This window comes from Cyclobacteriaceae bacterium (genome assembly GCA_025808415.1).
Lineage (GTDB): Bacteria > Bacteroidota > Bacteroidia > Cytophagales > Cyclobacteriaceae > UBA2336.
In genome coordinates this window covers 3,876,383-3,898,146 of record CP075525.1, presented here as the reverse complement: position 1 = coordinate 3,898,146, position 21,764 = coordinate 3,876,383, and the positions used below count along the sequence as shown (strand labels likewise).

Below are 21,764 nucleotides of genomic sequence, written 5' to 3'. Positions count from 1 at the left end.
GGTTTAGCGCCAAAATGGATTCCTTAGCCGATTTATCATCGTTCTATGTAACTTTAACAATCAATTTGGCGACTTGATTAACCTGGAAAAGATACCCCGTGTTTGGAAAAGGGCCTACTTGCTGTTGTGCCTGTGGTATCTTATTAACTTCACGGTAAGTGCTTTTTTGGAGTGGAAACTCGTTACCCCTTTCTTTTTTGTTTTTTGGAATGCACTTTATCTGTGGGAGGCCCTCTGCATTTGCATTATCCTTATACTGCTTTATTCGAACTTTCTATTCCAGTTCAAGATATATGTTCAGATTGCCGGCCACCTGGCCGGTATTTTAGTTTTCTTTTTGTTGATGGGTTCATTCTCTTACTACATTAAGGATTATGTAGAAGGCTATGTTTTCTTCGACAATTGGAAAGAACACATGATGGGATTGCTGCGTTGGGATGGCCTCCAGTTTCAAAACCAGTATATCATTACGGTAGCCGTCTATTATATCATCCGATACTTTGAAGGCTTACAACGCAAAGAGCAGGAAAAGGGTGAATTGGCGATTAAAAACCGCGAGATGCAACTTTCATTGCTGAAGTCACAGATCAACCCGCATTTTTTGTTCAACACACTTAACTCTATAAATATGTTAGTGGGCTCCAGTAAAGAGAATGCCCGCAAAGTAATTACCCAGCTTTCGGATATTTTTCGTTATGCGTTGGATTCGCATGGCGATCAAATGGTGAAGCTTATCCACGAATTGGACTTTATCGACAACTATATTAAAATCCAGCAAGTGCGGTTTGGCAGCCGGTTAAAGTTCGTGAAGCAAATCGACTTTACTTGTTTGGGTGTTAAAATCCCACCCATGATCCTTCAACCACTTGTAGAGAATTCGGTGAAGTATGGTGTTGGGCCAAAAGAGGAAGGTGGCACCATTACATTAATTGTTAAACGCTTTAACAACATGATATTTTTTGAGGTAAAGGATGACGGCCTGGGCTCAAATGCAAAAAAGGTAATGGATGGAAGTTCCAGCGGGGTAGGTATGCGTAATACCGATCAACGCTTGCGAAATTCGTTCGGGCCTGGCTCAGGCCTGCGCATCCGATCCAACGAATGGGGCTATTCCGTGAGCTTTTTTATACCGGTTCCGGAAGATGAAAAAACACCAACGGATACCGCTCAGCCGGAGGTTGATGAACCGGAGACTGAATTAAAAAGTATTGCAGGTTAATACCACTCACCCACACCACGCGTTTACCTTAGTAAAGAAAAACTGATTAATTGAACGATTAAAACAACCCCCATGAACATTACATGCTTGATTATTGATGATGAACAACTGGCCCGGGAACTTTTGCGCGAGTACATTGAACAGATGCCCAATATTTCTATTGTTGGTGAAGCCAGTAAGGGAAAAGATGCCGTAGACCTGATTGATCAACTAAAGCCTGATTTGATTTTTCTGGATGTTCAGATGCCGGGCATGACCGGCTTTGATGTGCTGGACGAAATCACGCACGATCCGCACGTGATCTTTACTACCGCTTACGATCAATACGCCATTCGCGCATTCGAAAAAAATGCGGTTGACTACCTGCTTAAACCCATTGATCAGGAGCGTTTTCAATTGGCCATAAAACGTGCGGTAGAACGGATGAAGCTGGAGCAAAACAATGTAGGTGAGCTTTTGCGGAACATAAAAACCGAGAATAAGACATCATACGATTCGCACATCTTTGTGCAGAAATCGGAAAAGTTGATTAACCTGCCGGTAGAAGAAATCATGTTCCTTGAAGCCTCAGGCGATTACACCATTTTGACCACCAAAAACGATCAGTTTGTAAGTTCTTCGGGCATCGGCAAGCTGGAAGAAATCCTAAACCCCGAAACGTTCATTCGCGTGCACCGGAGCACCATTATCAACATCAACTTCCTTAAAGAAATTGAGAAACACTTTAATGGAGGCATGATTGTGAAGATGCAAAGCGGCAAGAGTTTCCCGGTGAGCCGTACATATGCTAAACTGATACGGAAGAAAGTTGTTTAAGGATGCTGCTTAGTGTACAGGCAGAACAATAACCGCTTCGTACACAAAGAGCACTTCTTTAACATGGTTTTTTAAAAGGTCACGAAGCTTTTCTTCCGTGACTTTTTTTGTGTCCTCTATAAACGAAGCTTGTTCAGCAAAATTTCTGGCATCTGTAATAAAAGCGTTTACAGCATTCGTTCTGTCGTTTTCGTTCACCCAATTCCAGTAACCGTTTTCGTCCCTAAAGGTTAAGTCGGCCATAGGCTCAAGCGACAAAATTTTTGGGGCCGGCAGATAAATAATGGCTTTATCGTTTTCAAGAACAATGGAGAATTTCTTGTTAAGATCGAAACCACATTTGGCTTCAAACGATCCTGAAATTTCAATTTGCTTGGTGCTTCCCATCCACGAATTTTTCCAGTTATAATGGTGTTGAAATTTTTGCGACAAAGCAGCCAGCTCCAATATGGCCGTCTGCTGTTGCAGCACAATGGTGTTGCGCACTTTCACTTCGGGTGTAAATTGAAATGCTTCACGGAAATCTTTACCAATGGCTTTGGCAGTAGTGTATGTTTGGCGCGGAATGATAACCAGCAACACGTAGGCTGCGAGCGTTCCAACAGCAATAAGTACTATGGCGAGTTTAAGGTAGCGTGAAATCATTTCGGCAAGTCAAATTTTAAACGAACACGCACCTTGTCGCGTATGGGGGTATTGTCTTTTTTAGTAGGTACCCACTTAGGTCCTTCCTTGACCAAACGGATGAGTTCTTCATCACAGCCTGAGCCAATACCTTTTATAACGGTAAAGTCCGTCAGCTTCCCATCGGTTTCAATAAAGAATTCAAGGGTTACCCTTCCCTGGGTTTTGTTGGCCTTGGCTTCTTCCGGGTAACGAATGTTTTTTTCAAGGTATTGCCGGAAGTTGCGCATACCGTTTTCTGGATGGGCCATGTTAACCGTAGGCGCATAAGGTTCACTCCTTGAAAAGCCATAACCCGTAACAACTACTTCGCTTAACTGTGCGGCATCAACACCCATGGATACATCAACTTGTTTTCGGTCACCGGCACTTACTTCTGCAGATTGCATCCCAATAAATGAATATACCAGGGTAGGGGTATTTCCTGAAAATTCAATCTGGTATTCTCCGTTGGCATCGGTAATGGTACCCGTTGTTGATCCTTTTATAAAAACATTTACACCGGGCAATGGGCTACCATCTTCTTTCGAGGTTACACGGCCGCGTATAGTATTAGGTATAAGGTAGGAAGGGCCAGCCAGCGGGTTTGCATCCGCTTTTTTTCGTTCGCTAATATCTCTTTTCACAGCAGTGGGTGCTTCCGTAGCAGCCAATTCTTCCTTCTTCAATTCCAGCTTTGGCGCCATATCAACTGGTTTAACTTCGCTTAGGACAGGTTGTGTTTTGATTTGATCGTCAAGTTCTGCCTGGATAGCTTCTGCTTCTTCTGTTGCTTTCCGTTTTGGCGGGGTTGGTGTTGTTGCCGTTGATTGTTGGCGCACTGCCTCGCCTGTCTTCGCAGAAGATAAATCCTTCTCAACGTTACCTTCATCAGGCAGGGCCACAGGGCTTTCTTCCGATGGCGCAGGTGCCGACTCCGTTTTATCCAATGCAAGCCCCGATGGTTTTTCGATCGCCTGGGTGGAGCGCCAAATCAGGTAGCCTGAAACCATAACCACCACAATCCCGGCTGCAATTCTGCTGAAAAAAATCCATCGGTTTGTTCTGGGCGATGACTGTATTTCAGCCCTTGCTTCGCGCGGGGCGGCAGCACTTTTGCTGGCCATACCAGCAGGCGCAGCAGCGTAGTCGGTATACTCAGCATATTCGGGCTGAACCAATTCTTCATTTAAGCCTCTTACGTCTTCGGTAAACTCCTCAACCGGTAGTTGTTCAGCGCCTTCAAGGGCTTCGGCCAGGAATGGATCGGACAATATCTTTTTTTCGAAAGCATGTCGTTCGGCACTGCTCATCGTTCCATTCAGGTAGCGCGCAATATCGTTGCTGTAATCATTCATGGCGCTCAAGACAAATTTTTAAGTTACGCTTACCATTTTGAATGTGGCTCTTCACTTTTTTCAAATCATACCCCGTTTCCATTCCAATTTCCTGGTAGCACTTCTGTTGCAAAAAAAACAAGCGAACACAACGTTGTTGTTCCTCACCCAGTTTTTCAATGCACTTTTCCAATTTAACAAGATTTCCCTCCAGTTCAGTTGCATCTTCCAGATGCGCATATCCATCAGATTCCATAAGGAATGGGGATAATTCTTCCGTTTGTTTGTTTTTGTTGGCCCGTAGGTGCATGAGGCAATGGTTGCGGGCCGTTACGTAAAGCCAGCTTTTAAAGTGCGTTATTTCATGTTCGAGTAGCGCACGGATGAGTTTTTCAAACACATTCATCACGGCATCTTTTGCCTCGTCCCTATCTTTCAGGTACTTCAGGCAAACACCGTATACAAGCGCTGTATAGCGGGTGTACAGGTAGCCCAATACCTCCACATTACCGGTGGCCTGGTAGCGTTGCAGCAGTTCCTGGTCGGTAATTTCAGTTATGGGCTTATTAAAAAGCATTTTTCAAACTATAAAATTTATGCCGTGTGGTTTGTGGAATCCGCAAAGCACCTGCATCTCATCCACGTAAACCAAACAAAACAAACATGAAAACGCAATTTATCATTTTGAGTACCCTGTTGTTTACCAGCATGGGCTTTAACCTGCAGGAACGGGTTGTTAGCGGCAAGGTTACCTCCGCAGAAGATGGTAGTCCAATGCCCGGAGTAAATGTAGTGCTGAAGGGAAGCAAAACAGGTGTGGTTACCGATGCGCATGGCCGATATTCTATCCAGGTGCCTTCTGGTGGCGGGACTTTGATTTTTTCTTTTATTGGGTTTGTAAGCCAGGAAATAAAAACCGGGTCGCGAAGTGTTGTTGATGTGCAACTTTTGGTGGATGCAACCCAATTAAGCGAAGTAGTTGTAACCGGGCATAGCTACCCAGGCAGGGATTATAAAAGGGCCGAAAAGATTGGCCCATCAGCCGACTATTACATGGCCCCTTCTCACTATCCGGCTGAATACCGTTTGCCTGCTTTTAACACCGAGGAATATGACGGTATAAACGAAAACATTTTTCACGATGCCTTACGGAACCCGCTTTCCACCTTTTCAATTGATGTGGATGCGGCCTCGTACAGTAATGTGCGCAGGTTTTTAAATAATGGTCAACGCCCACCGAAAGATGCCGTACGGATTGAAGAACTGATAAACTATTTCGATTATGACTATAGCCAGCCGAAAGGTGAGCACCCGTTCAATATCATTACCGAAATTTCATCTGCGCCCTGGAACAGGCAGCATAAGCTGGTGCATATTGGGTTGCAGGGCAAACGCATACCTACAGAAAATTTACCTCCATCAAATCTTGTGTTTTTAATTGATGTTTCAGGTTCAATGGATATGCCCAACCGTTTACCGTTGCTGAAGTCATCTTTCAAATTATTGGTCAATGAGTTGCGCCCGCAAGATCACGTATCGATCGTGGTATATGCCGGAGCGGCAGGGTTGGTGCTTGAGCCAACATCGGGTGCTGAGAAAAAGAAGATAATTGAAGCGCTCGACAGGCTTGAAGCCGGAGGATCAACAGCCGGGGGTGCCGGATTACGATTAGCGTATGCCACGGCTAAAAAGCATTTTAAACAGGGCGGTAATAACAGGGTTATCCTCGCCACCGATGGTGATTTTAATGTGGGTGAATCCAGCAATGCTGCCATGGAACGTTTGATCGAAGAGGAAAAACAAAGCGGAGTGTTTCTAACGGTGCTGGGTTATGGCATGGGCAACTATAAAGATTCAAAAATGAAAACCTTGTCCATGAAGGGCAATGGTAATTACGCCTACATTGATAATTTGACAGAGGCTAAAAAAGTACTGGTAAATGAATTTGGCGGAACCTTGTTCATCATTGCAAAAGATGTAAAACTGCAAGTGGAATTTAACCCTGCCAAAGTAAAAGCTTACCGGCTAATCGGCTACGAAAACCGGTTGCTGAAGAGTGAAGACTTCAACAACGATAAGAAAGATGCCGGAGATTTAGGCTCAGGCCATACCGTAACGGCCTTGTATGAAATAATTCCAGTTGGTGTTGATAGCGAATTCTTTAAAATCGATCCGCTGAAATATCAAACCATAAAGATCGATCCTGCTGCTGCCCGGTCAAATGAATTGATGACCGTAAAGTTTCGCTACAAACAGCCCGATGGTGATACCAGTAAACTGATCGTACACCCGATGAACGATAACCAGGTTTCCCTTGAAAAAACATCCGATAATTTCAGGTGGTCGGCATCGGTTGCAGCATTTGGTATGCTGCTGCGCGAGTCAGAGTATGTGAAATCCTATTCGTATAATGATGTTGTGCAACTGGCACAAGGCGCCCGTGGAATTGACAAAGAAGGCTATCGCATTGAGTTCATCAACATGGTGAAGTCGTTTGGCGGAGTGATGGCAAAACGATAATCACCCGGTTGGCCTTTGCCCGTAAAGTCGTTGTGTAATCCGCAACGACTTTATTTTTATTTATTTTTTGTCTAAACAACGATTTGTTACTTTTGGAATCCATGGAAGAGGAAATACGGCAAAACTATACCGAGGCAGAGAAATTACAGGTTTTTCATGATGAGTTTATGCCCCACATCAACTCCATGTACAACTTTGCCTACCGGCTTACCTTCGATGAAGACGATGCGAATGACCTGGTACAGGATACCTACCTGAAAGCTTTTCGTTTTATACATTCGTTTGAGCGCGGAACTAATGCCAAGGCATGGCTGTTCCGCATTTTAAAGAACAGCTTTATTAATGACTACCGCAAGAAAAGTAAAGAGCCGGCCAAAGTCGATTATCAGGAAGTTGAGACCTACTATAATTCCGATGATGTTGATCGGCAGATCACACCGGATTTACGGGTAGAGTCGTTGCAGGATATGATCGGTGACGAAATATCCAACGCATTAAATTCGTTGGATGTTGATTTTCGCACGGTTATCATTCTTTGCGACCTGGAGGGTTTTAAGTACGAGGAGATGGCAAAAATTTTAGATATTCCTATTGGTACGGTTCGTAGCCGCCTGCACAGGGCCCGTAACCTGCTGAAGGAAAAGTTAAGTGATTACGCCAAACAAATGGGATATAAAAATACCTGAGCCTATGCCTGACTCTACCAACTCACCCGAAGGTAAAAAGCTTTCATGCATGGAAATGCTTCAATTGGTGCTGGATGGTGACGCTACACCGGAGCAACAACATCAGTTTAAAGCCCACCTTGATGAATGCATGCCTTGCTACAAGTCGTACAGCCTGGAGGTAACCATAAAAATGCTCATAAAATCAAAATGCAATGGAAACGGGGCACCACCTGAACTGGTGGAACGAATCAAGAATCAAATCAGCCAAAACATTCCGCATTAATGGCTGGTAAAGCAATTATTTTCAGCGCGCCTTCCGGTTCCGGAAAAACTACTATCGTAAAACATTTATTGGCCCACAACCCCGACCTCGGGTTTTCCATCTCTGCCTCTACCCGCGACAAACGTGGCCGTAAAGAAGAACACGGAAAAGATTATTATTTCCTCACACCCGAAGAATTTAAAAAGAAAATTGATCAGGATGAGTTTATTGAATGGGAAGAGGTGTACGAAGGGAACTACTACGGTACATTAAAAACTGAAATACAGCGAATCTGGGATGAAGGGAAGAATGTTATATTCGATGTGGATGTTAAGGGCGGGTTGGCGTTAAAAAAATATTTTGGCAACAAGGCACTTTCTGTTTTTGTAAAAGTTCCATCCATGGAAATACTTGAACAACGCCTTCGCGGAAGAGGTACGGAATCGCATGCCAGCTTGTCGCAGCGGTTATTCAAAGCCAAGTTTGAGATGACTTTTGCCGACAAATTTGATGTGGTGCTGGTTAATGAAAATCTGGAAAAGTCGTTAGCGGAGGCACAGCGCTTGTATGATGATTTTAAAAGATAATGGTGTTTCATTTGAACTAGTAACCTCGCTTTAAGTAACTTTACATAGGAGCAGATTTATGACAACGAAACTGACACTTAGTGTGAACGCTAAATTGGCTGCCAAAGCTAAGCGATACGCTAAAAAAAGGGGTACAAGTATTTCTAAACTTTTCGAAGAGCATATCTCCTCAATTCATGAGAGCCCAGAGGCTAAAGAAAGGAAGATTATGTTAGAAAATCTCCGAAAATTTAAAGGGATAGCCAGGGGTGTTTCGAAAGATTTAAATTATAAAGATCTAATAGCTGATTATATTTTGGAGAAGCATTTGAAATAATGCAAAAGTTTTTTTTGGATACCAATTTGCTTTTGGATTTTGTTCTAGACCGAAAGCCATTCTCGGATTATGCAGAGAGAGTAATCGCATCACGCATTACCCACAAAAATTCTCTATTCACTTCATCACTGTCTCTGGCAAATGTTGCCTATGTTGTTCGGAAGGCTAAAAAGAATCCGATCTCTGTAATTCAGGAGATGATGGTTTGGACAGATGTAGTAAGTCTCACAAAATTAGAATTTGAGAATGCATTAAAATCTGGATTTAAGGATTTTGAAGATGCGCTACATTTCCATTGTGCACAAAATATTCAGGCAGATGTAATAGTTACCCGCAATACACGTGATTATACATCTTCCTCAATACCCGTTCAAGCACCAGTGCAGTTCCTGAAATCTTTAGAAAATTGAAAATCGGTCTCTTCTTTGGCTCCTTCAATCCCATCCATACCGGGCACATGATCATTGCCAACATTATGGTTGAAACCACCGATTTGGAGAGAGTATGGTTCATAGTCACGCCACACAATCCGCATAAACAAAGCAAAAGCTTGTTGCACGACTTCGATCGGTATGATATGGTGCGGGCTGCCGTTTATGAAAATTATAAGTTGGAAGTATCGGATGTTGAGTTTCATTTACCCAAACCCAATTACACCATACACACACTTGTTCATTTATCTGCGAAGCATCCCGACAAACAGTTTAAAGTAATTATTGGTGAAGATAACCTGGCCAACTTCACCCAATGGAAGAATTACGAGCGTATTCTGGAGGATTATGGCTTGTATGTTTACCCCCGCCTGACTGGCGCAGTCGGGCAGGCCCGCATGTCTGGCGTAGTCGGGGAAGGCCGCGTCCATGTAACCATTACTGAACTTAGTCGTCATCCAAACGTTACTATGGTTGAAGCACCGATGATGGATATTTCTGCAACATTTATCCGCAATTGCATCAGAAAAGGTCAATCTGTGCGTTACCTTGTTCCCGATGCAGTTGAGGCTATCATCCGGGCAAAAAAATTTTATCAGTAATCAGGCAACGAAATGATCATGATCATCGTCTGCACACAGTATTCAGTTTAATTTGTTTACCAGTCCGTCACCATGCGTAACCTCCTGCTAACAGTATTCAGTTTTGGGATTCTTCTTTGCGAGGCAGGCGGTGTAAGGGGTACGATTAATTCAAACGAAGGGTCGGTACTTCCTTATACCACAATCTATGTAAAAGAAACAGGCACGGGTACAGTTTCCAATCAGGATGGGTTTTATGAACTATCGCTTCCGGCCGGTACCTACACGTTAGTTTACCAATATGTAGGTTACGAAACCCAACAACATACTGTAACAGTGGGTAGCACTTTTAGTGAGCTTAACATAACGATGAAGCAGCAAGTAGTTATGCTGCAAAATGTAACCATATCAGGCTCGGAAGATCCGGCCTACACCATCATGCGCAAAGCTATTTCAAAAGCCAGGTACCACACCCAGCAACTAAATCAATATACCGCGCGCGTTTATATAAAGGGGAAAGGAAAATTGGTTGATTACCCCTGGTTGGCAAAAAAGGCTTTGGAAAAGGAAGGTATTGAGAAGGACCGTGTTTTTATTTCCGAATCGGTTAGCGAAATCAAATACAAACGCCCAAATACATTTGAAGAAAGGGTAATTTCCATTCGCAGCGATGGAAAAGACAACAACACATCGCCCAACGCATTTATATTCGGAAGTTTTTATGAGCCGGTAATTGCTGAAACGGTTTCGCCCCTTTCACCCACAGCTTTTGGCTACTACAAGTTTGAATACCAGGGAACGTTTAAAGACCGGAACTATGAGGTAAGCCAGATTAAAGTGACCCCGCGATCGCGTGGTGACAATGTGGTGGAAGGAACTATTTTTATTGTAGAGGACTGGTGGTCGATACACAGCCTGGATTTGAAAACTACCAAACTGGGTATTCGCATAAATGTAAAGCAGGTGTACGCCCCCATTGAAGACAAAGCCCACCTGAACACCCCAACCGGGCAGGCCTGGTTACCGGTTTCGCAACAGTTTGATATAGACGGAAGGTTTTTTGGTTTCGAATTTATTTACAACTACCTGGCCACGGTAAGTGATTACCAGATTGAACTGAACCCGGACCTTGTGGTGGAGGAAATGAAGGTTGTTGATGAAAAGATTTTTAAAGAAGAAGCAAAGGAAATCCAAAAGCGCAACAGCCAAAAGGAACAGCAATTGCAGGAGCGGCTGGCTTCCGATAAAGAGATTACCCGAAAAGAACTTCGTTCGATAATTAAAGAGTACGAAAAAGAAGAGATAAAGCAATCCAAAGAGCCGGATGTGGTCTCCAATACATCATTCAAGATTGACAGCGGAGCTTATAAGAAAGATTCAGCCTACTGGGCAGCTATTCGTCCGGTACCGCTTACCCTTGAAGAAATAAAGGGCTACCGTAAAACGGATAGCCTTGCCATTGAAGAGCAGAAGAAAGAAGAGGGAGACACGGTGAAGCGGTCGCAAAAAAATAAGAAAGGTTTTCAACCGTGGGACCTGCTTGTTGGTGACGTATACAAAGTGTCGAAGCACGCTAACATTGAGATTAAATTCCCGGAGTTGTGGTTTAACACGGTGGAGGGCTATGCCCTGATTTACCGGTTGAACTTTGGCACCATTCTGCAAGACACCACCAAAACCAGGCTCAACATTATGCCTGCGTTTCGCTATGCCTTCGCGCGCGAAAAATTTTCAGGCAACCTCACCTTCAGGTTACGCAACAAAAATTACCGGTTCGAAGTGCAGGGTGGTCGCTACGTAAAACAATTCAATCCCGATGAACCCATACTGCCCATAACCAACACATTTACTACCCTGTTCCTGGAAGAGAACCTGATGAAGATTTATGAACGTGACTATGTTGATGTGCTTTACAGAAGAAGGTTTAGCCCAAAATTTACGGCTGAAGCCACGGCATCGTGGGCAACGAGGCGTGAATTGTTTAACAACACCAATTATAAGTGGGTTAACCGCGATAAGGTGGAGGGATACACGCCCAATGCACCGGTGAACAATGAATTGACAAGCACCAGTTTCAATGAGCATCAGGCCGTAGTTGCCGGAATCCATTTAAGTGCAAGGCCATGGTTAAAATACAGGATCAGAAACGGTCGCAAGAGTGAAATTGAAAGCTCCACCCCCACACTGCTATTAAGTTACCGAAAGGGTATTTCAGGCATACTGGAAAGTAAAATTGATTTTGATCAGGTTGAGGCCGGCATTAAACATGAGGTTCCGGTGGGTGTGCGCGGACGCTTACATTTTTCTTTGTTGGGGGGAGTGTTTCTGAATACGGACAGCATGGCCTTTATGGATTATAAACATTTTCTGGGCAATCGTACACCGTTTGTTACCACCGATCCGGTAGGCAGCTACCGTTTACTGGATTACTACCGCTACAGCACCGCTGATAAATATTTTGCGGCTAATGTGCATTATCAGTTCAGGAAATTATTGTTGACCAACATACCCGAAGTGCGCATGTTCGGTATTCGCGAAAATATTTTTGTCAACTACCTGGCTACACCAACCTCGCGAAACTATACCGAGGTGGGTTATTCAATAGACGGTATTTTGCGCGTTTTCAGGCTGGAAGCAGCCGTTGGTTTTCAGGACGGCAAATATCTCAATTACGGTTTTCGCATAGGCATTACCACAGGCATAGCCATGCGCTTCTCCGATAACTGACAAGTAATAAGTTGAAGGTTACTTTTTTGGTACCTTTCGCACATGTTTATTGCCCTTGATGAATTCTTAAAGATTCGGCACAAACTTCCCGCTGTGGATGTACGGTCAGAAGGAGAGTTTGCCGAAGGGCATATTCCGGGCGTAATCAACATTCCCCTTCTCAATAATCAGGAACGCATTGCAGTAGGTACCGATTACAAACAGAAAGGACAATTGGAAGCCATTAAAACCGGCTTTCGGTTGGTCGGTCCCCGTTTAAATGATATTATCGATGAAACCCTTCGCATAGCCCATGGTGAGTTGTTGGTACATTGTTGGCGTGGCGGCATGCGTTCAGCTAACTTTTGCAGGTTCGTGCAAATGGCAGGCGTTAAAACATATGCACTAAAGGGCGGATATAAAGCTTACCGGCAACAGGCAGTTGCTTCATTTTCGCTTCCGTTCAAACTTATGGTAATAGGGGGGGAAACCGGTAGCGGCAAAAGTGAAATTCTTCGTGCTTTGAAAGCTACGGGTGAACAGGTAATAGACCTGGAGCACCTTGCACTGCATAAAGGTTCTGTGTTTGGCGGACTTAACCTGCCTGCGCAACCTACTACAGAGCAATTTCAGAATGAATTATTCGAATGTCTTTTAAAGCTGGATTTATCCAAACGTATTTGGATTGAAGACGAATCCATTGCCATTGGAAGAATATTTTTGCCTGAACCGTTGTGGCGTACCATGGGTCGGTCGCCTGTGGTGGAAATTGATGTTCCGAAAAAAGATCGGATTCAACGATTGGTGAATGAGTACAGCCAAACGAATCCCGATCAGTTTTTGGAGGCTATGAAAAAGATTACAAAAAAACTTGGTGGCCAACATTTTAATGCCGCTGCTGAAAAATTAATGCAAAACGATTGGAGTAGCACGATCGATATTTTGTTAACCTATTATGACAAGGCTTACCGCAATGGACTGGAGCGAAAGCAAAACCGAGTAGTGAAGCGGATATCATGGGATGGTCAGCGCTTGGATGAGGCTCTGAACGATCTTTTAAACACATAAAGCAAACCCCATGGTCTGTGTCGACACAGACCACGGATAGAGAATTATTTATGACAGATTTCAAACTTACCCAATTCTCTCACGGCTCAGGTTGCGGATGCAAAATTGCCCCGGCTACGTTGGAAAAGATATTACAATCCTCACACGATAGAAAAATTTTCCCCGGCCTGTTGGTGGGCAACGAATCGAAAGATGATGCTGCAGTGTGTGAGCTTACTGACGGCACCTGTATCATCAGCACCACGGACTTTTTTATGCCCATTGTTGACGATGCGTTTTCGTTTGGTGCCATTGCCGCTACCAATGCCATAAGCGATGTGTATGCCATGGGCGGAAAACCGATTATGGCCCTGGCTATTTTGGGTTGGCCTGTAGAAAAAATTCCGGTGGAGATAGTGCAGCAGGTTTTAGCTGGCGCACAATCCATTTGTGATCAGGCTAATATTCCGCTTGCTGGTGGGCATAGCATCGATAGCCCCGAACCGATTTTTGGTTTGGCCGTTACCGGAACCGTTCTCAAACCTCATCTGAAAAAAAATAATACAGCCAAGGCAGGTGATGTGCTTTACCTGACAAAACCCCTGGGCGTAGGCATTATTTCCACCGCGCAGAAACGCGGATTAGCCCAACCACACGATGTGGAGGAAGCTGTTCGGATCATGACAATATTAAATTCGGTTGGGGAGTTTTTCGGTTCGCTACCGTATGTATCCGCCATGACCGATGTAACCGGCTTTGGATTACTGGGGCACTTGCTTGAAGTGTGTGAAGGGAGCAATCTTTCTGCTGAGATTAGTTATTCAAAAATTCCATTGATCAAAAACCTTTCAGCGTATACATCAAAAATGATTTACCCCGATAATACCATGCGCAACTGGCAAAGTTTTGAGGGCAAGGTAACGGGTATCGGACCAGAATCATTACTCACACTATGCGATCCGCAAACCAGTGGGGGGTTGCTGGTGTGTGTTGAAGGAAAACATGTACCGGAATTTGAACGGGTAACCCGTGAGCAAGGACTTTTGCTTCAGTCTTTTGGCAACCTAATTGACAAAACACCGGCACACATTGCCATTTTCGATTAATGGAAGAGATAACACAACAACTTTGGGAGGCAGGCGAGAAGAAACGCAAGTGCCGTATACGGATGAAAGGCGAACCAATTGAACGGCTCATTCATCCTTACGGCATTTGCCAAACATCGGCTAACCAGATTATGCTGCTTTGCTGGCAAGAGCTGGGCTTTACCAAGGCGGGGCGCACGGCCGGGTACCGGAACCTGAAATTATCCGACATCGAAAATATTGAAATAACCGAATTGCACTTTGTAAAACGTGATGACTTCAACCCGCTTGACGGACAGTATAAAGACTGGGTGTTTTATATCTGATTTTTTTTGCGTCTTTTTCGAGTCTTTGGCGTCTTGTTTTCGTAAAATTATGTGTACATGGAAGAACTGGCCGTACATGCGTGGACACAAATCCGGGGTGAATTAACCCGGTTTGTCAATAAACGCGTTAAAGACAAAGCGTTGGCTGAAGACCTTGTACATGATGTATTGCTCAAGGTTTACGCAAAAGCGGGCCAGGTAAAAGAGTCGGATAAGATTTTTGCCTGGATTTACCAGATTACGCGAAATACAGTAAACGACTATTTCCGAAGCCAATCCCGAAACATTGATGTCCGCGAGCTTGATTTCGATTCCGATCCAAAGGATTTCAACGACTGTGTGGCCTTTTGCCTGAATACGTTAATAAATACCCTTCCACCAAAATATAAAGAAGCGCTTGAGTTGACTGATTATCAGAATCTTTCGCAAGTGGAACTGGCCGATCGGCTAGGAATATCCTATTCAGGGGCAAAATCGCGTGTTCAGCGTGCACGTACTTTATTAAAGCAGAAAATGCATGAGCTTTATTACATTAAAACTGATGCATACGGAAATGTTATCGTTTGTGAGGATAAACTTCCCTGCGCTTGCAACGCTTCTACTTCTTTTGAAGAGAAGGCCGTGATGCAACGTTGAGGCTCCACGACCTTCATAGTGTTTAGCAACCGCAAATACCGCCACAGCAGCCGCCATCTTTTTGGATGATCAAGTTTTTCATGGTTTTAACATTTTAGTGAAACATCTGTTTTGTACCTCTTTAAAAGAGTTCGAATAGATGACGATCGTGTTTCATGAAAGACGCAGAAATTTACTTTGCATCCTTCTATTCAATTCTTCGTCTATCAGATGCTAACCTAAAAATTGAAATCATGAAAAAATTCATTCTCCTGACCGGATTGTTTATACTGGCAATTTCCGGATACACGCAATCACGTCCAGTAAAAAACCTCACTCCGGTCAGGGGACATTACCGGCAGTTACAGCAATTCAGTCCAGCACCTGCAAAAAAGGATGCCGAGGTTGATATGCAAAAATTTCCCTTTGATGCACAAGCGGCTGAGAGGCGTTTAAGCTTAAAACCCCATTACCTTAATGACAATATTAACTTTTCAATTCCCGACCCTCCTGCAAACAGCTCCCCTCAAACCCGGGCTGAACTGAATTACTTGTTGAATTTACAACAACAGCGTACTCATGATCAAGTGCGCGCAGCACTATACATGGCTGGTGTATATTACAATCCGCGTGCTGTTCCAACAGATTCATTGTATTCGCAATTCCGCAAAAACTTATTTCACATTGGTCGATCTATAGGTACCTGGTTTTCGCCTGAATCATTGCCGATAACAGCCGATTTTATTGCACATGTCTGGCAAGATGCCAGCTACTATAGCTGGAAATATAAATATCAGTTTTTGCGTGTTCGTCCGTATGTGCTGGAGCCAAGGTTACAGAACCTTGAAGAAACCAACTGGGCCGCTTACCCAAGTGGGCACGCAGCTAATTCGTATGTAAATGCATTTATTTATGCTGCGTTGGCCCCGGAATTTAAGGATGTGTTTCTCAAAGACGCTTACGACATGGCTCATTCGCGAGAAATAATTGGCGTTCATTACCCGAGCGATTCGGAGGCATCTAGGGTATTGGCGCGACAAATTGTAAATGAGCTTTTCAGAAATGAAAAATTTATGAATGACTTTAAAAAGGTTAAGCAAGAATGGGCAACGAACGCAAAAGAAAAATTTGAAAAACCTGATCCGGGTAAGTCAAAACCAAGCGTAAAGAAGGAGGGTTGTGCTAAAACCTGTGAGTAGGCTTAAGGCCTACTCACGGGATTAAATTTATTTTCTGCTTACCAGCACGGTATAACCGTTGGATTTCCCATTCTTATCAAATGATTCACTCTTCACCATACCCACCTTCTCAGCAATCCATTCGGTGGTGGAAAAATCAAACGTCATGTTTATGCCCATTTTGGATTGAATGGTTGACTTGCTGGAGATTTTGTAACAATCGAAAGAGCCGGCTGGCGTGGTAATACTTTCTTTACCGAGCACCTTCCTGTCGGTGATCTGAACAGACATAGTCATGGGGATGGGGCTACCGGTTGCCGTCATCGTTATCGAGCCGTTTTTCAGGGTTTGCCCGGCCGATAATTTTGAAGGCAACTCCAGGTTTTCCGCTTCCATCTTCATCTCATACGAGCTAAAAGCTTTTTGTTGTTCTTCCGGAATAAACTTGCGCATGTCCATAATCAACACGCCACCATCGCAGGTCATTTCCAGGTCGCCTTCCATTAATTTCTTGCCTTTGTCATTAAACATAACGGAGTTAACGGTGGCTTTGAAGCCATTACCGGTTTTTTCATAAGCGGTAACTTTTTGCTGGTTTTTGCCTGATGTTTTTCCATTCTTGCCGAAATTTTCATACGTCCATTCCGTGCCTTGATCCATTACATAGTAGTCATTGCATTGTGAATACGTAATGGTTGCACATAAGAGTGTAAACAGAAGAGCGGAAATTTTTTTCATAAATGAGGGTTTTGAATAAGTTGAAAACAGTAACCTTGTACTTTATTGGTTAAAATTAATCGATGATGGTTAACGCTGCAATGCTATCCAGAATATTTTCAACACGCAGGGTAAAAGGCCAATGGTATAGGGTTCCTGTCATTTTTTTGATTGCCCTGCTGGTTCCGGCCTGCTCTTCTAGAAAAGAAGCAACAACCGATACGAACAACACTATACCCTATTTAATTTTTAAAATCTTTCCGCATGATACGGATGCGTTTACACAAGGATTGGTGGTAGCCAATGGCAAACTGATTGAAAGCACCGGACAGCATGGAACCTCGTGGATAGCCGAAGTGGAGATTTCTACCGGTAAACAAAACAAGAAGGTACTTCTTGACAAGGAGTACTTTGGGGAAGGTGTTACCGTGTTGAACAATAAGGTGTACCAGCTAACCTGGAAAAACAAGAAGGGTTTTATTTACGACTTTAAAACGTATGAGAAGCTTGGCGAATTTACATACGACAGTGAAGGGTGGGGCATAACACACGACCATGTAAACCTGATCATGAGCGATGGCAGCGATAAACTTTATTTTCTGGATACCCTATCGCTGAAGCCGGTACGAACAGTAACGGTTACCGAAAACGGTAAACCGGTAAAAAACCTGAATGAACTGGAGTATATTGAAGGCTATGTGTATGCCAACCTGTGGCAAACCAATTACATTGTTCGCATCGATCCGGTTACGGGCAACGTGTTGGGCAGGCTTGACCTCACTAAAGTGGCCGAAGCCGTTTACCCGGGTAACCCCAATGCCGATGTGCTGAATGGCATAGCTTACGAACCAAAAAGTAAAATGATTTTAATTACCGGAAAGCTTTGGCCCAATATGGTGGCCATAAAGTTTAAGGAAGGAAATTAATTCAAACCTTAGTCAACCCGGATAAAAGGAAATGATTACCAACGTTTCGATCCTTCAATCTCCATAATCAGATTTTCACCATATGCTATGGCCGGTGTCTGGTACCCTGTTTTAAAATTTCCGTTCAGTATTTTTTCTGCAATAAGCACGCTTGTTTTTGCCGTAAGTAAATAACCGCTCACGCTTTCAAGCCGGGCTTCTGCCTGCTCACCGTTCTCATTCCAAACTTTTCCCCACAAGTAGCTTTTTCCGGTAAGCAGTTTCTCTTCCGAAGGGCCACCGGGTTTTTTGTCGACCTGTTTTAACATGAGTGTTTTTACCCACTTCATGCGCAACAGCCAGTTCATGTAGCGGCTTCTTTTGGCGTTTTTTATCATGCTTTCGGTTGCGCCTGTGTACACTTCAATGTTTCCGATGCCTGTGCTGCGCCAGGCGGTGGAGATATCGCCCCACGGTATGCACAGGGTTTTCATTTTAAACTCACCAAAGTCAATATCCTTTACCTTATCGCCAAGCTGAAGCGAAACGAGTTCACCGTTTTCACGGATCATGCCGCCATACCCCAATCCTTCGGTCATACTTTTCTTTGTTCCGCGTGAAAGCCCGCCTTTCGACATGGTGAAGGCAAGTTGAAGATGGGTGGCGGAGGGTAGCTTATTTTTAAGGTATAACGCCAGGCAATCGGAGGGCACAACATCAAATCCGGTTCCGGGTAGTACGGTGAGCCCGGCTTGTTTTGCTGTTGCATCATAGCCGGCCAGTAATTCAAAAACCTCATATTCACCGGTAATGTCGGTATAGTGTGTGTTGGCTTTAAGGCAGGCATCCATCATCTTTTTGGCCGTATGCCGGAATGGCCCCCCACAGTGAATAACAACCTTGCCTTCTTGCAATAAGTTTACCAATCCTGCGTGGTTATCAATATCAACAGCATTACAGGGATAGCCACTTTGCTCGCTTTGCTTTTTAAGTGCTTCTTCGTTTCGGCCCGAAAGAATGACAGAGAGGTTTTTCTTTTTGCACTCGTTAACAATCAGCTTACCGGTGTAGCCGTACGAGCCATAAACTATTATTTTTTCCATGTTAAATCTTTAATGAGCGGTTACGCTTGGGATAGGAATTTATTCGCTCGCCTGTTCAACCCGTACAACAAAGTACTTTGTATCGCCACGCCAGGGAAAACCTGCATAGCGTTTAATGAAGTGCAGGTTGACGCGATCGCCTTTTAAGGCAACTTCCTGTAGTGTTTTGAGCACTTCGGTTTCACTTTTCTCAACCGAAAAATCACGGGTTTCGGCTATGGGGCTTGCGCCTTTAAGTGCCCCAAACGATTCCATGGAAATTTTTCCCTCATGGGTTTTAAAAATCATCCCTTTTTCTGAAATGCTTAGCACTTTACCGGCCCAAACGCCACGCTCGTAAACACCCCAATACAAAAAGGCCAGTGTACCTATACCAATGATTAGCAGGATGAGAAAGAAGCGCTTTATGAATTTCATTGTTGCTTGATTTAATTTTACAGCAGGTCTTCCGTAAACCCGACAGACCTTTACCGAAGGTAAACAATCTAAAAACAAAAAAGTCGGGGGTACCCGACTTTTTATGCTTTTGAATAACATTTTTAGACTGTCATAATTTCGGCTTCTTTCTTTTTCATCAGGGCATCAATTTTACTGATGAAATCGTCTGTCAGTTTTTGAACGGTGGCCTCAGCATCCTTAATATCATCTTCCGAAGCTCCCTTTATTTTTTTCAGTTGTTCGTTGGTGTCTTTACGGATATTACGGACACTCACACGGCCATGCTCACATTCCTGTCCTACTTGTTTTACAAGTTGTTTGCGTCTTTCTTCGGTAAGCATCGGAATGTTTACGATAACCTGCTGTCCGTCATTTTGAGGGTTTAACCCCAGGTTGGCATCGCGTATGGCTTTTTCAATTTCCTGGATCATGTTCTTTTCCCAAGGCTTAATAAAAATAGTGCGTGCATCGGGTGTGGTGAGTGATGATACCTGGTTGAGGGGCGTCATGTTCCCATAATACGAAACCTGAATGCCATCCAGCATCGATGGGTTTGCTTTTCCTGCACGGATTTTTGTCAACTCATGCCCTACGTGGTTAAGGGCTTTGCTCATGTGCTCCTTTGCATCTTCAAGGTATAGTTCAATTTCTTCCATAACATGTAAACGTTCAGATCCTGTAATGTTAACTGATCAGTGTGCCGGCTTCTTCGCCTTGCGCCACCTTCAATAAATTCCCTTTTTTGTTCATGTCAAAAACAATAATGGGAAGTTTATTTTCCATGCACAACGTAAAGGCTGTCATGTCCATAATGTTCAGGTTTTTTTCATATGCCTCCTGGAAGGAAAGCGTATTGTAACGGACAGCGTCTTTAAATTTTTCGGGGTCCTTATCATAAACGCCATCCACCCGGGTACCTTTTAAAACCACATCGGCCTGTACTTCAATAGCCCGTAAGCTTGCCGTTGAATCGGTGGTGAAATACGGGTTGCCGATACCCGCCCCGAAAATTACGATCCTGCCTTTTTCGAGGTGGCGGATAGCCCTGCGCCTGATAAACGGTTCGCAAACCTGTTCCATTTTCATACCCGACATAAGCCGGGTGTAGAGTCCGTGGCGTTCAAGCGCACTTTGCAGGGCCATGGCATTGATTACCGTGGCCAGCATGCCCATGTAATCGCCTTGCACACGATCGATGCCAAGGGCTTCTGCCTGCCCGCCCCTGAAAATATTTCCACCGCCAATAACAATGGCCAGTTCAACACCGGCCGCTTTCAATGCTTTTATCTCTTCCGAATATTGTTCGAGCACGGCCGGGTCAATATTTACATTTTTGTTTGTCCCCTGCAGCGCTTCCCCGCTAAGTTTGAGCAGAATGCGTTTGTATTTCATGGATAGCTTGTAAAAATCCCGTAAATATAAGGTGATTGGGCAAGAAGTTATAATAATCAACCGCGATCAACCCATCCGAAGACACGCTGAAGATATTAGTATTGGTGACTTAGAACTCGATCAATACATGACCTTTCTCTACACTGTCGCCTTTTTTTATTTTAATGGATTTCACCACACCATCTCCGGGTGATTTCAGGATGTTCTCCATCTTCATGGCTTCCAGTATCAGCAGCGGATCGCCCTGCTTTACCGCAGCGCCTTCTTTTACTTTCAGGTCGATGATTAGCCCGGGCATGGGGGCTTTTACAGAATTTACTTTGTTGCCGGCAGCATGGCCCATGCCCAGCTTCTCCAGCAATAAATCAAATTTGTCTTTAAGGTTTACCGTGTAAAGCCTGCCGTTGATTTTCCAGGTAAAGGTTTTGGTTGCGGCATCGGTTTTTACAATTTCTGCCCGGTAGCTTTTGTGGTTATGAATAATGTGAAAGTACCCGTCCTGAACTTTCAGGACGTCCCAGTTCAGGGGCTGCCCGTTTATAAAAAGGTTATCCCCATCGTTTTGGATTTCAAATGACTTATTATTTACAGTAGCCTGAAACATGTTCAAATGTAGAATTTAGAACGTAGAATATTGAATGTAGAAGTTAGAATTTTGAAGGAGCCGGCTATTCGGTTTTAAATCCGAAATTCTGTATTCTAAATACTTTCTTCTAACTTCTTTCTTCCTACCTTTACGCCCAGTAAGGGGTGCCTCATAACAACGGGCTGAGATTATACCCATAGAACCTGATGCCGGTAATGCGGCCGAAGGGAAGGCAAGTAAAACTTGTAAGCATGGTGCAGTCCCCT

At 44.0% G+C, this 21,764-nt stretch carries 25 protein-coding genes and 1 riboswitch; of the genes, 16 read left to right on the top strand and 9 right to left on the bottom strand.

The features are described from left to right. Positions 1-73: 73 nt before the first annotated feature. Both KIT51_17275 and KIT51_17270 read left to right on the top strand, forming a co-directional pair. Complete coding sequence (locus tag KIT51_17275) at positions 74-1,219, top strand: histidine kinase (GenBank protein ID UYN86587.1); 1,146 nt, start codon at positions 74-76, stop codon at positions 1,217-1,219. A gap of 72 nt (positions 1,220-1,291) precedes the next feature. Beyond that, positions 1,292-2,035 (top strand): response regulator transcription factor, encoded by a 744-nt coding sequence (locus tag KIT51_17270; protein UYN86586.1) that lies wholly within the window; start codon positions 1,292-1,294, stop codon positions 2,033-2,035. Between the two features lie 9 nt (positions 2,036-2,044). On the opposite strand, the gene KIT51_17265 is transcribed toward KIT51_17270, so the two are convergent. From KIT51_17265 to KIT51_17255, 3 genes are read right to left on the bottom strand one after another with little or no spacing between them, the layout of a single operon-like run. Then, a complete protein-coding gene (locus KIT51_17265; protein UYN86585.1) occupies positions 2,045-2,680 on the bottom strand; it encodes a DUF4230 domain-containing protein in 636 nt (211 codons plus the stop codon). Continuing rightward, positions 2,677-4,056 (bottom strand): TonB family protein, encoded by a 1,380-nt coding sequence (locus tag KIT51_17260; protein UYN86584.1) that lies wholly within the window; start codon positions 4,054-4,056, stop codon positions 2,677-2,679. Before KIT51_17260 ends, KIT51_17265 begins: the two co-directional genes overlap by 4 nt. Further along, the gene (locus KIT51_17255) at positions 4,049-4,612 is read right to left on the bottom strand and encodes a sigma-70 family RNA polymerase sigma factor (protein ID UYN86583.1); all 564 of its coding nucleotides are present in this window, start codon (positions 4,610-4,612) and stop codon (positions 4,049-4,051) included. Before KIT51_17255 ends, KIT51_17260 begins: the two co-directional genes overlap by 8 nt. Before the next feature lie 86 nt (positions 4,613-4,698). On the opposite strand from KIT51_17255, the gene KIT51_17250 reads away from it, so the two are divergent. The 13 genes from KIT51_17250 to KIT51_17190 all read left to right on the top strand — a co-directional run bounded on the left by KIT51_17250 (position 4,699) and on the right by KIT51_17190 (position 16,378). After that, the gene (locus tag KIT51_17250; GenBank protein UYN86582.1) at positions 4,699-6,555 is read left to right on the top strand and encodes a von Willebrand factor type A domain-containing protein; all 1,857 of its coding nucleotides are present in this window, start codon (positions 4,699-4,701) and stop codon (positions 6,553-6,555) included. Between the two features lie 101 nt (positions 6,556-6,656). Continuing rightward, positions 6,657-7,241: a sigma-70 family RNA polymerase sigma factor gene (locus KIT51_17245; GenBank protein UYN86581.1), complete on the top strand. Its 585-nt coding sequence runs from the start codon at positions 6,657-6,659 to the stop codon at positions 7,239-7,241. Between the two features lie 4 nt (positions 7,242-7,245). Next, entirely contained in the window at positions 7,246-7,506 is a 261-nt protein-coding gene (rsrA, locus tag KIT51_17240; GenBank protein UYN86580.1) for a mycothiol system anti-sigma-R factor, read from the top strand. After that, positions 7,506-8,072 (top strand): guanylate kinase, encoded by a 567-nt coding sequence (gene gmk / locus KIT51_17235; GenBank protein ID UYN86579.1) that lies wholly within the window; start codon positions 7,506-7,508, stop codon positions 8,070-8,072. The genes rsrA and gmk overlap by 1 nt, the downstream gene beginning before the upstream one ends. Before the next feature lie 58 nt (positions 8,073-8,130). Continuing rightward, positions 8,131-8,388, top strand: a complete 258-nt coding sequence (locus KIT51_17230) for a hypothetical protein (protein UYN86578.1) — start codon at positions 8,131-8,133, stop codon at positions 8,386-8,388. Beyond that, positions 8,388-8,798 (top strand): PIN domain-containing protein, encoded by a 411-nt coding sequence (locus tag KIT51_17225; protein UYN86577.1) that lies wholly within the window; start codon positions 8,388-8,390, stop codon positions 8,796-8,798. Before KIT51_17230 ends, KIT51_17225 begins: the two co-directional genes overlap by 1 nt. Further along, a complete protein-coding gene (locus tag KIT51_17220) occupies positions 8,795-9,421 on the top strand; it encodes a nicotinate-nucleotide adenylyltransferase (GenBank protein UYN86576.1) in 627 nt (208 codons plus the stop codon). Before KIT51_17225 ends, KIT51_17220 begins: the two co-directional genes overlap by 4 nt. 72 nt (positions 9,422-9,493) lie before the next feature. Then, the gene (locus tag KIT51_17215; GenBank protein UYN86575.1) at positions 9,494-12,127 is read left to right on the top strand and encodes a carboxypeptidase-like regulatory domain-containing protein; all 2,634 of its coding nucleotides are present in this window, start codon (positions 9,494-9,496) and stop codon (positions 12,125-12,127) included. Between the two features lie 42 nt (positions 12,128-12,169). Further along, entirely contained in the window at positions 12,170-13,174 is a 1,005-nt protein-coding gene (gene mnmH, locus KIT51_17210) for a tRNA 2-selenouridine(34) synthase MnmH (GenBank protein ID UYN86574.1), read from the top strand. Positions 13,175-13,224: 50 nt separating this feature from the next. Continuing rightward, on the top strand, positions 13,225-14,259 hold the full coding sequence (selD, locus tag KIT51_17205) for a selenide, water dikinase SelD (protein UYN88623.1): 1,035 nt from the start codon (positions 13,225-13,227) through the stop codon (positions 14,257-14,259). Beyond that, positions 14,259-14,564 (top strand): WYL domain-containing protein, encoded by a 306-nt coding sequence (locus KIT51_17200; GenBank protein ID UYN86573.1) that lies wholly within the window; start codon positions 14,259-14,261, stop codon positions 14,562-14,564. The genes selD and KIT51_17200 overlap by 1 nt, the downstream gene beginning before the upstream one ends. A 57-nt stretch (positions 14,565-14,621) precedes the next feature. Next, positions 14,622-15,200 carry a sigma-70 family RNA polymerase sigma factor gene (locus tag KIT51_17195; GenBank protein ID UYN86572.1) on the top strand — a complete coding sequence of 193 codons (579 nt, stop codon included), beginning with the start codon at positions 14,622-14,624 and terminating at the stop codon, positions 15,198-15,200. A 233-nt stretch (positions 15,201-15,433) separates the two neighbouring features. Beyond that, positions 15,434-16,378: a phosphatase gene (locus KIT51_17190; GenBank protein ID UYN86571.1), complete on the top strand. Its 945-nt coding sequence runs from the start codon at positions 15,434-15,436 to the stop codon at positions 16,376-16,378. A 27-nt stretch (positions 16,379-16,405) separates the two neighbouring features. Here KIT51_17190 and KIT51_17185 read toward each other — a convergent pair whose 3' ends face one another. Beyond that, positions 16,406-17,095, bottom strand: coding sequence for a hypothetical protein (locus tag KIT51_17185; protein UYN86570.1), 690 nt, complete (start codon positions 17,093-17,095; stop codon positions 16,406-16,408). Between the two features lie 80 nt (positions 17,096-17,175). Between KIT51_17185 and KIT51_17180 the strand changes: the two genes are divergently transcribed. Next, a complete protein-coding gene (locus tag KIT51_17180) occupies positions 17,176-18,000 on the top strand; it encodes a glutaminyl-peptide cyclotransferase (protein UYN86569.1) in 825 nt (274 codons plus the stop codon). Positions 18,001-18,035: 35 nt separating this feature from the next. Here the strand turns inward: KIT51_17180 and KIT51_17175 are convergent, their stop codons facing one another. The 5 genes from KIT51_17175 to KIT51_17155 form a co-directional block, all read right to left on the bottom strand. Next, entirely contained in the window at positions 18,036-19,082 is a 1,047-nt protein-coding gene (locus KIT51_17175) for a saccharopine dehydrogenase NADP-binding domain-containing protein (protein UYN86568.1), read from the bottom strand. A 39-nt stretch (positions 19,083-19,121) separates the two neighbouring features. Beyond that, on the bottom strand, positions 19,122-19,499 hold the full coding sequence (locus KIT51_17170) for a hypothetical protein (protein ID UYN86567.1): 378 nt from the start codon (positions 19,497-19,499) through the stop codon (positions 19,122-19,124). A 122-nt stretch (positions 19,500-19,621) separates the two neighbouring features. Beyond that, positions 19,622-20,176, bottom strand: coding sequence for a ribosome recycling factor (gene frr, locus KIT51_17165; protein UYN86566.1), 555 nt, complete (start codon positions 20,174-20,176; stop codon positions 19,622-19,624). Positions 20,177-20,204: 28 nt separating this feature from the next. Continuing rightward, complete coding sequence (pyrH, locus tag KIT51_17160) at positions 20,205-20,912, bottom strand: UMP kinase (GenBank protein ID UYN86565.1); 708 nt, start codon at positions 20,910-20,912, stop codon at positions 20,205-20,207. A gap of 109 nt (positions 20,913-21,021) precedes the next feature. Beyond that, on the bottom strand, positions 21,022-21,516 hold the full coding sequence (locus tag KIT51_17155) for an acetyl-CoA carboxylase biotin carboxyl carrier protein subunit (GenBank protein ID UYN86564.1): 495 nt from the start codon (positions 21,514-21,516) through the stop codon (positions 21,022-21,024). A gap of 132 nt (positions 21,517-21,648) precedes the next feature. Beyond that, a riboswitch (TPP riboswitch) is annotated at positions 21,649-21,746 on the top strand. The last annotated feature ends 18 nt before the right edge of the window (positions 21,747-21,764 follow it).